Here is a 9,430-nt window from a genome sequence, read left to right as displayed (position 1 = left end):
CCTTTTTGACGATTGCATCTATCACTTTGACCAATAACAGACTTGAATGGCAGTCACTGCTGCCGAACACAACGCCATATGAAGCGTTATTTGCTACTGCCTCCCAGTTGGAGCCTGTTTCTTTCGCGGCGATTCAACCCCGGCTTGAAAATGGAATGACATTATTTTGTCATCCACAATCATTGCCGCGTTTTATGTTGATCAAAGCACAGGAAAGTACTGAGTATCTGGCATTGATCGCTCAAGCTGTTAAAGAGCTCCAGCCTGAGGCCTCAGCCTTGTTTGGCGGAGACTACCTTGTGCATGGGCATCAGGTCAGCTGGCAACCCGCTCAACACGGTGACGAGCCATTTGCGGCGATTTCACGCTGTCTCTATCAGGAATGGGTAGAACCAGAACAGCTGTTTGGCTGCGTTAGATGGCATAAAGATCAAATCAGTCTCCAACCTGGCTTGGTTCATCAAGCTAATGGCGGTGTCTTGATCTTGTCAGTGCGATCATTACAGGCTCAGCCATTGATGTGGCTACGCCTGAAGCAAATGATCGTTCAGCAGCGCTTCGACTGGCTGTCTCCTGATGAAACTCGCCCTCTACCGGTACATATCCCATCAATGCCACTAGATCTGCGGTTGATTCTGGTCGGCGATCGTCTTGGTCTGGGTGATTTCCATGATATGGAGCCTGAGCTTGGCGAATTGGCTATTTACGGTGAATTCGAAGTTGAACTGCCGCTGGTCGATATTGATGGCATGACGCTGTGGTGCGGCTATATCAATGCGCTGTTGCAGCAAAAGCAGTTGCCTCCGTTATCCGCCGACGCCTGGCCAGTGCTATTCCGCCAGGCTGTGCGTTACAGCGGTGACCAAGGGAGCCTACCTTTATGCCCGCAATGGCTCACTCGCCAGTTAGCAGAAGCTGCACTCTATGCCGAAGAGGATACAATTACGGCCAATGCGCTTGAAGTTGCGCTAAATGCCCGTGACTGGCGTAATAGCTATCTTGCTGAACGGATGCAAGATGAAATTGAGCTGGGGCAAATTCTGGTAGAGACCGAAGGCCAGGTTGTCGGCCAGATTAATGGCCTGTCAGTATTGGAATACCCGGGTCACCCCTACGCCTTTGGTGAACCCGCACGTATCAGCTGCGTTGTTCATTTAGGCGATGGTGAGTTTGTTGACGTAGAACGCAAAGCTGAATTAGGCGGTAACATTCATGCTAAAGGCATGATGATTATGCAAGCTTTCCTGATTTCAGAACTGGAACTTGATCAGCCGCTGCCTTTCTCGGCCTCCATTGTTTTTGAACAATCCTATGGCGAGGTTGATGGCGACAGTGCATCGCTGGCAGAGCTTTGCGCCCTGATCAGTGCACTTTCACAGCAGCCAATCAATCAACAAATCGCTGTGACAGGTTCAGTTGACCAATTTGGTAACGTACAGCCTATTGGCGGTGTGAATGAAAAGATCGAAGGCTTCTTCGAAGCATGCCAACGTCGTGGGCTTACGGGCAATCAGGGGGTTATTTTACCGACCACGAATGTCCGCCATTTATGTTTGAATCAAGCAGTGGTTGAGGCTGTTCAGAATAGTCAGTTCCATTTATGGGCAGTAGATACCGCAGCTGAAGCATTGCCATTATTAACGGGCGTGGTTTATGCCGATGAGCAGCATCCTAGCTTATTAGGTATAATTCAAGAGCGAATCTCACAAGTAAATCCGCAGGACAGACGCCGGTGGCCATGGCCATTACGCTGGCTCAACTGGTTCAACCAGGGCTGATCGGACTTGCTCAGCGTACAGCTGTACGCTATTCTGCGCACTTCATCAAAATAAGGCTTACTGAGAACATGGTAGATAAACGCGAATCCTATACAAAAGAAGACCTTGAAGCATCAGGCCGTGGCGAACTGTTTGGCGCTGGCGGGCCACCATTGCCAGCAGGCAATATGTTAATGATGGACCGTGTCGTTAAAATGACCGAAGACGGCGGTACCTATGGCAAAGGTTATGTGGAAGCGGAACTGGATATCAATCCGGATCTATGGTTCTTCGGTTGCCACTTTATTGGCGATCCGGTAATGCCTGGCTGCCTGGGCCTTGATGCCATGTGGCAGTTAGTTGGTTTCTATCTTGGCTGGTTGGGTGGCGAAGGCAAAGGCCGCGCGCTCGGCGTCGGTGAAGTGAAATTCACCGGGCAAATTCTACCAGATGCCAAGAAAGTGACATACCGTATTAACTTTAAACGTATTATTATGCGTAAATTGATTATGGGTGTGGCTGACGGTGAAGTGCTGGTAGATGGCAAAGTGATTTATACCGCCACCGACTTAAAAGTAGGCCTGTTTAAAGACACCAACGCCTTCTAGTAGGTAGACTCGTTTTCCGGTGCAGGGGCAGTTAACGCCCCTGCACCATAATTATAATGCCAATGGCATTTTTTTTAACATTAGTGACTACAATAAATGTAGTCACTAAATCACATTTAATGTTGGCGCAGCTTCCTACGCCCGCACCCGAGGAATGGTATGCAAAGAACTCGTTTTCAAGATATGCCCTGCCCGGTGGCTCGTTCTCTTGAACGGGTAGGAGAATGGTGGAGCATCTTGATCATTCGTGATGCTTTTCAGGGGCTTACTCGGTTTGATGAGTTTCAGCAAAGTTTGCAGCTTTCGCCCACGATCCTCACCCGGCGTCTCAAGTATTTGGTGGAAAGCGGTATTCTTGAGAAAAAGCTCTATCATTCTCGCCCCATTCGCTATGAATACTTATTGACTGAACGCGGTAATGATTTCTTTCCTGTAGTTGCAGCCCTATTTCACTGGGGTAATCAACATTTTGCGCCAGACGGCCCCGCCGTTATTCTCACCGATCGCCGTACCGGTACTCCGGTCGATCCCATTTTGTTGGACGATACCACTCGGCAACCTATTCGCGCAGAAGATGTCACCATCGCGGCAGGCTCGGTCAAGAGCGATATAATTAATAAACGGTTGGCATTGATGCATGAGAAAGATGTAGCCAATGTCAGGTATTCCCCCCATTCAATTGAGTCTCAAAAGGTAAAATAATGAACATGCGCCGTGTAGTAATTACAGGAATGGGTGTGGTTTCCCCATTAGGCTGCGGTATCGGTATCGTATGGCAACGCCTGCTCGCCGGGCAGTCGGGTATCCGTGTTCTGCCAGATGAAATTGTCGGTGATTTGCCGGCAAAAATTGGTGGGCAAGTGCCCACGATTGCAGACGATCCCGAAGCAGGCTTTGATCCTGATAAAGCTGTTGCGCCAAAAGATCAAAAGAAAATGGATCGCTTTATTGAATTTTCCATGGCCGCTGCAGATGAAGCCATTGCCCATGCGGGCTGGCAAGCCGATAATGCCGAGAAACAAGAACGCACCGCGACCATTATTGGCTCAGGTATTGGTGGCTTCCCATCTATTGCAAATGCGGTGCGCATCACGGAGAGCCGTGGGCCAAAACGGCTGTCACCTTTTACTGTGCCCTCATTTTTGGTGAATTTGGCCGCAGGTCACGTTTCGATAAGACATCATTTCAAAGGGCCGATTGGTGCGCCAGTGACCGCTTGTGCCGCCGGTGTTCAGGCCATCGGCGATGCGGTTCGTCTTATCCGCAATGATGAAGCTGATGTGGCGCTATGTGGCGGTGCGGAAGCTGCAATCGATACAGTCAGCCTCGGAGGCTTTGCGGCTGCGCGCGCATTATCAACCGGTTTTAATGATGCCCCTGAAAAAGCGTCTCGCCCATTCGACAGTGCCCGTGATGGGTTTGTGATGGGTGAAGGTGCTGGCTTACTGGTTATTGAAGAACTGGAGCATGCTTTGGCGCGGGGCGCAAAACCCTTAGCCGAGATTGTCGGCTACGGTACCAGTGCCGATGCATATCATATGACCTCCGGTGCCGAAGACGGTGATGGAGCATACCGTGCTATGAAGATTGCGTTGCGCCAGGCGGGTATTACCCCCGCTCAGGTTCAGCATCTCAATGCTCATGCAACCTCTACACCAGTCGGTGATCTGGGTGAAATTAATGCCATTAAGCACTTGTTTGGCGAGAGAGATACGTTAGCAGTTACATCAACCAAGTCAGCCACTGGCCACTTGCTGGGTGCTGCTGGCGGATTAGAAACGATTTTCACCGTGCTGGCATTGCGAGATCAAATGGTACCCGCAACATTGAATCTGGAAAATCTGGACCCAGCCGCCACGGGGCTGAATGTGATAGCAGGTCAAGCACAGCCACACGAAATGACCTACGCACTGTCGAATGGTTTTGGTTTTGGTGGGGTGAATGCAAGTATCTTATTAAAATGTTGGGTTGATTAAAGTAACCAATAACCTCCGCATAATGCGGAGGTTATCCCTTAGTCTGACAGAGAGCCGCTTAAGCGGTCACAGCCCTGTCCTCCATGGCTTGTCGCCAACCTCCTAACCAATGCGATCTGGCGTCCAAAGCTTGATAGGGGCAAATTTCCCTTGAACGCCCTGAAATACCTGCTTGATAACCACGTGACAACGCCCTTTCCAGGCGATCTCTTTTCTGTCTCTTCATGCCTCGTTTCCCTCATCTTTCGGTCTGGTGGAAAGAAAACAGTGACTACTTTATATCCAGTCACAATTAAGTGATAGACCTTAGGAAACAGAAAAGCAATGCGCAAAATTCACGCCAATGTCATATTTGTGATCTAGGCACGCTGAATTTGCTAAGTGATTGATTTGGGATAAATGCATTTAACTTATTGATATATAATAAAAATCCTCTTTCACGATAAATTTGTGATTATCGATGAAAGAGGATTAGACTAATTTGGAACAAAATATGACTTAAATCACCGCAACTGGGCAGCTATCGACTTGGCTTCCTGCTGCCAACCCTCCGCCAAAGTGCGAATCAGTGCATCATAACCATCTTCGCCCTGTTTAAGCTCTAAATCGAACGGCTGTTTAATCAGTTGCCCCTGGCGTTTGAGTATCCAAACACCACGGATGATAGCTCGCCCATCATAGCGGCCATGGAACCCGGTGACAGTGACATTCAGGACATCCTGTGAGCTATCGAGTGGTTGTGAGGAGACCAGCCAGCCCGGCAGCGCATTACTCAGATTAGTGACCAAGGTTTGCTGCAACTGTTGATCCAATGGGCTTGCCCAGAGGTTGTTGCTGGCAATCACGTATTGCACATCGTTGGTTTGATAGACCACACCAGCCGCCGCCAGATAATCAGCCACGCCAACATGTTCAACCCACAATTGCCGTGATGCAACACTACTTGTCGCGCCAGTAGGCGTACTGAGTGCGGGCAACTGATAGTACGTTTTGCTGGGTGTGCTGCTGCAAGCACTGAGTAACAGCGCTGCGATAACTGCCATCCATTTCATCATTTTTTGGCCTTCTTAGGCTGAGGGTCCTGACTTCCTGTCGCTTCAAATACCAGCGCGTTGCTCTTTTCATTCAGCGTCCGCAACACCGGCTGTAATTCACGCAACACCTGATCTAACCGCTGCATATCACCCACCATTTTGTTGTAGGCCGGTGAACCAGGCTGGAAACCTTTCATACTACGATTCAATTCATTCAAGGTTTTTTGCAGATCTTTCGGTAAATCCTGCATTGCCGGGCTGGCAGTGAGTGCCGTCAGTGATTCCAGAGTTTTCTGGGTTTCACGCATGGTTTTCTGACTTTCAACCAGTGTTTTGGTGACTTCTGTGACCATTGGGTCTAGCGGTAGACTATTGATTTTATCCAACGTCTGCATCACTTTTTGCTGAATCTGCGCTAAACCACCACTGACGGTTGGCAGCAATGGATAGCCCGCGACTTCCAGTGGCCCTTTCCACGGTTTGGCGTCTGGGTAAAAGTCCAGATCGACAAACAGTGCGCCGGTCAACAGGTTGCCTGATTTCAAGGATGCGCGCAGACCACGTTCTTTGGCCGTTTTCAAAACTTGTTCAAAATTAGCATCCGGGCCTAAGTCCTCGCGAAAACGACCTGGTTCAATGCGAATTAATACCGGAATACGGAAATCATTATCAACGCGCTGTCTCATCCCTTCAGCAAAGAAAGGAACATCCCCGACAGTCCCGATACGGATGCCTCGGAATTCAACCGGTGCTCCGGCCTGTAAACCGCGCACGGAATCGGAGAAGAACAGCAAGAAATCTTCATGTTCGGTGTACAGCGAATTTTGGATGCTACTGCGGTTATCAAACAGTTTAAATTCAGCTCTAGCCTGGGTAATTGGCTTACCCGGCTCTAAACCATCTGGAACATCAAAACTGACGCCGCCACTGAATAAGGTCGCTAAAGAGGCCATTTCGACGCGCATCCCTTGGGAAGAAAGGTCTACCGCTACCCCACTGTCTTTCCAAAAACGCACATTGCTGGTGACCAGGCTGTCATAAGGTGCCCCAATGAATAGCTGATAACGCATCAGACGTAATTGCGCATCAAAAGCACTGGTTTCCACCGAACCTACACGATAACCACGGAATAGCACCGGATCGCCCGCATTCAATTGCCCGGCTTGCTCACTGTCAAGCATGATACGCAGCCCCTTGGCATCCGGCGCAGCAAGAGGTGGGGAATCCAATAAAGTAAACTCATTGGGTGGCTTACCTTTGCCGCCAGGTTGCAGTTCAATGTAAGCCCCTGAAAGCAGTGTTCCCAGGCCGGAAACACCTTCACGACCAATCTGCGGCTTAACCACCCAGAAAACAGTATCGCTGTGTAGCAACGTATTCATGCCGGAATTCAGCCGTGCCTTCACGATAACATGGTTGAGATCTTCACTTAGCGTGACCTGCTCAACGATGCCGACATCAACACTGCGGCTTTTTATTTTGGTTTTACCCGCTTCAATACCTTCAGCACTCAACGTGGTCATAACCACCTGTGGCCCCTGATGGCTAAAGTGATAAAACAGTATCCATGCGCCAATCAGCGCAGTGACAATCGGGATGATCCACACCGGGGACCACCGCTTGATTTTTTCTATTTCTGCCACACCTTGGCTGGGATTATTGTCCGTCACCTTGCGGCTCCTTTTGGGTTGTTTCACTTATCCGATCCCAGGTTAAACGGGGATCGAAGGTTAATGCAGCAAACATGGTCAGGATAACCACCATGGCAAATAGCAGTGCACCAATCGCCGGATAGATACTCATCAGTTGCCCGATACGCACCAGTGACGACAGCACCGCGATAACAAAGACATCAATCATTGACCAGCGGCCAACGAACTCCACTATTTCATAAATAAAATGCATCCGTTCAGTGTCGGTATTACCTTTGCCCTTTGCATCCCAACATAACCAGCCGATCGCCAACATTTTTAATGATGGCACCATAATGCTGGCAATAAAAATCACCATTGCCACTGGGTAAGAACCTTCGCTCCACAAGAAAATCACCCCGGCCATAATGGTGGAGTTCATCTGATTCCCCAAACTTTCAGTTATCATAATGGGCATCAGGTTGGCGGGGATATACAGCATGATTGACGTGACTAATAATGCCATTGTCCACTGGAGGCTATTGCGCCGGCGGATATAGCCATGAGTATGACAGCGCGGGCACTCCACTAACTCTTGTGGCAAAATGGCCGTACAGCACGCACAAGAGCGCAGCCCTTGGCGCAAACCGGTTCGGCCCGCTATCAATGGATGAGGTAACGCGGGTGCGGGAGCAATATCCTGCCACATCCAATGGCGGTCGACACATTGAAAAGCGCGCACCTGCAATAAACAGAATAAGCAATAAGGGACAAAACTGCTGCCAATGCCGATTTCGCCGTAAGCCATCAGCTTAACAAAACTGACCAGTACACCAGCGAGGAAAATCTCGACCATGCACCAGGTTTTAAATTGGAAGAGTGCTTTTGCAATCAGGGCTTTCCAACGGTGCGGCATACGCACTCGCAGACAAAGCAGAATAATGGCCACCATACAGAAAGCCGGAATCAACTGAACCAAAACCATAAATAACGTTGCCATGCTGGCATAGTCATCTGCCACCATCACTTTAGGTATTTGGATCAGGGTAATTTCGCTGGTAATCCCTGCCACGCGCATATTGACGAAGGGGAACATATTAGCCAGCAACAGCATAAAGAGTGCGCTGATAGCATAACCCACCGGGCGCTTACGTGGCTCATCCCACCGCGCAGTCAGTGTGGTTTTACAGCGCGGGCATACCGCTTTGGTGCCATAAGGCAAGGAGGGTAAAGCCACTGACATGTCGCACTGCCGGCACAGGATAACGTTCCCTGACTGCCCAGTGTGCTCGCCGTGCTCAGGCTGAATGACAGAACACAATATCGAATCCCTCACGGCTGGTCTGTATATCCCTTTATCTTTCAAAGTGCAGGTGTGTTGGCTGTTCTCATCACCCGAATCACTGACTTATGTAAGCTCATCGGGGTTCTCTTACTTGCCGCCTTCCTGCACCTTGAAATCTATTGGGTATATTAAGTGTCACATTATCACGATACTAATATAACAATAGGCATACTATCGTATAGCACATCATTTAATGGCACGGCGAAAAACCATTTAGCCGTTTTTCTGAGCTTCCAGCTCTTCCCAACGACTAAACGCCACCTCTAATGCTTGTTCAGCATCAGCTAATGCTTTCAAAACCTGTTGTGTTTCTTCATGTGGGCGAGAGAAGAAATCAGCATGACTGACTTCAGCCTGTAACCCATTGATTTCATTTTCAAGTTTTTCTAATTGCTGCGGTAACTGATCCAACTCACGTTGCAAGTTATAGCTCAGCTTGCCAGGGCGCTTTGCCGTAGCCGCCGTGCTTTTTGCCGGGGCAGCCGCTTTGGTTTCTTCGACTTTTGGTGCGACCTGACGAATAGGTTTCGCCTCAGCGCGCTGCTGATGAGCATCATAATATCCGCCGACGAAGCTGCTGATTTGACCATTGCCTTCAAAAATCCAGCATTCGGTTACCGAGTTATCAACAAATTGACGGTCATGGCTGACCAACAATACCGTGCCCTGATAGCTATCCACCATTTCTTCCAACAGCTCCAGTGTTTCCACATCCAGATCGTTGGTCGGTTCATCGAGGATCAGCAAGTTACTTGGCTTAAGGAATAATTTAGCCAATAACAGACGGTTACGCTCACCACCAGACAACGCTTTTACTGGGGTCATAGCGCGTTTTGGATGGAACAAGAAGTCTTGCAGATAGCCAAGAACATGGCGTGAACGGCCATTGACCATCACTTCCTGCTTACCTTCCGCCAGGTTATCCATCACCGTGCGCTCTGGATCAAGTTCGGCACGATGCTGGTCAAAATAGGCCACTTCCAGTTTGGTGCCGCAATGGACTTTACCGCTATCGGCTTTAAGCTGACCGAGCATCAGTTTCAGCAAGGTGGTTTTACCGCAACCATTCGGCCCCACCA

General features: G+C 49.4%; 9 protein-coding genes. 4 read left to right on the top strand and 5 right to left on the bottom strand.

Features of this window, described 5'->3' with window-relative positions:
- The first annotated feature begins 26 nt into the window (after positions 1-26).
- The 4 genes from ACNSO8_RS02895 (at position 27) to fabF (ending at position 4,341) form a co-directional block, all read left to right on the top strand.
- The gene (locus tag ACNSO8_RS02895) at positions 27-1,778 is read left to right on the top strand and encodes an AAA family ATPase (RefSeq protein WP_418393769.1); all 1,752 of its coding nucleotides are present in this window, start codon (positions 27-29) and stop codon (positions 1,776-1,778) included.
- A gap of 68 nt (positions 1,779-1,846) precedes the next feature.
- Positions 1,847-2,365, top strand: coding sequence for a bifunctional 3-hydroxydecanoyl-ACP dehydratase/trans-2-decenoyl-ACP isomerase (gene fabA, locus ACNSO8_RS02890; RefSeq protein ID WP_418393768.1), 519 nt, complete (start codon positions 1,847-1,849; stop codon positions 2,363-2,365).
- Between the two features lie 159 nt (positions 2,366-2,524).
- Positions 2,525-3,067 (top strand): winged helix-turn-helix transcriptional regulator, encoded by a 543-nt coding sequence (locus tag ACNSO8_RS02885; protein ID WP_418393767.1) that lies wholly within the window; start codon positions 2,525-2,527, stop codon positions 3,065-3,067.
- Entirely contained in the window at positions 3,067-4,341 is a 1,275-nt protein-coding gene (fabF, locus tag ACNSO8_RS02880; RefSeq protein WP_418393766.1) for a beta-ketoacyl-ACP synthase II, read from the top strand. The genes ACNSO8_RS02885 and fabF overlap by 1 nt, the downstream gene beginning before the upstream one ends.
- A 58-nt stretch (positions 4,342-4,399) precedes the next feature.
- On the opposite strand, the gene rmf is transcribed toward fabF, so the two are convergent.
- The 5 genes from rmf to ACNSO8_RS02855 all read right to left on the bottom strand — a co-directional run.
- Entirely contained in the window at positions 4,400-4,567 is a 168-nt protein-coding gene (gene rmf / locus ACNSO8_RS02875) for a ribosome modulation factor (RefSeq protein ID WP_005170911.1), read from the bottom strand.
- Between the two features lie 277 nt (positions 4,568-4,844).
- Positions 4,845-5,396, bottom strand: coding sequence for a membrane integrity-associated transporter subunit PqiC (gene pqiC / locus ACNSO8_RS02870; RefSeq protein WP_418393765.1), 552 nt, complete (start codon positions 5,394-5,396; stop codon positions 4,845-4,847).
- Positions 5,393-7,045 carry an intermembrane transport protein PqiB gene (gene pqiB, locus ACNSO8_RS02865; RefSeq protein WP_418393764.1) on the bottom strand — a complete coding sequence of 551 codons (1,653 nt, stop codon included), beginning with the start codon at positions 7,043-7,045 and terminating at the stop codon, positions 5,393-5,395. The genes pqiC and pqiB overlap by 4 nt, the downstream gene beginning before the upstream one ends.
- Positions 7,032-8,327, bottom strand: a complete 1,296-nt coding sequence (pqiA, locus tag ACNSO8_RS02860) for a membrane integrity-associated transporter subunit PqiA (RefSeq protein WP_418393763.1) — start codon at positions 8,325-8,327, stop codon at positions 7,032-7,034. The genes pqiB and pqiA overlap by 14 nt, the downstream gene beginning before the upstream one ends.
- A gap of 237 nt (positions 8,328-8,564) precedes the next feature.
- Positions 8,565-9,430, bottom strand: an 866-nt coding sequence (locus tag ACNSO8_RS02855) for an ATP-binding cassette domain-containing protein (RefSeq protein ID WP_418393762.1), incomplete at its 5' end; no start/stop codon positions are given.

The organism is Yersinia sp. LJYL362 (assembly GCF_048323875.1).
This window is presented reverse-complemented; position numbering and strand designations above follow the sequence as displayed.

What these genes read in the sequence shown, in the direction of transcription:
- fabA (WP_418393768.1), top strand. Translation starts at nt 1,847, where the DNA reads ATGGTAGATAAACGCGAATCCTATACAAAAGAAGACCTTGAAGCATCA.
- rmf (WP_005170911.1), bottom strand. Translation starts at nt 4,567, where the DNA reads ATGAAGAGACAGAAAAGAGATCGCCTGGAAAGGGCGTTGTCACGTGGT.
- pqiC (WP_418393765.1), bottom strand. Translation starts at nt 5,396, where the DNA reads ATGATGAAATGGATGGCAGTTATCGCAGCGCTGTTACTCAGTGCTTGC.
- ACNSO8_RS02885 (WP_418393767.1), top strand. Translation starts at nt 2,525, where the DNA reads ATGCAAAGAACTCGTTTTCAAGATATGCCCTGCCCGGTGGCTCGTTCT.
- fabF (WP_418393766.1), top strand. Translation starts at nt 3,067, where the DNA reads ATGAACATGCGCCGTGTAGTAATTACAGGAATGGGTGTGGTTTCCCCA.